1 protein-coding gene is annotated in these 249 nt (G+C 51.0%); it reads left to right on the forward strand.

Features of this window, described 5'->3' with window-relative positions:
- The coding region (locus HEN33_RS26705; protein ID WP_044806419.1) for a hypothetical protein at nt 1-161 on the forward strand (161 nt) is incomplete at its 5' end.
- Between the last annotated feature and the right edge of the window lie 88 nt (nt 162-249).

The raw sequence follows: 249 nt of genomic DNA on the forward strand, positions 1-249 counted from the left end.
GCAATGCCCGGGTGGAGCCTAAAGGTAACGCCATTCTTATCACCAAACAGGCCAGCGGACGGGGAAAAATTGACCCGCTGATGGCGCTCTTCAATGCGGTGTCCCTGATGTCCCTGAATCCGGAACCGAAAAAGAAAGCGTATGAGGTTTTTTTCATATAACCCTGCTCACCCTGTAACCATCATGAACCGCTGCGGCGGTTTTTTTATTTTCAGGAGGCTGATGTGACTCTTAAACGGGCCTGTTCCC

Origin of the sequence: Escherichia sp. 94.0001 (assembly GCF_013369155.2) — a bacterium.
Classification (GTDB): Bacteria; Pseudomonadota; Gammaproteobacteria; order Enterobacterales; family Enterobacteriaceae; genus Escherichia; species Escherichia coli_F.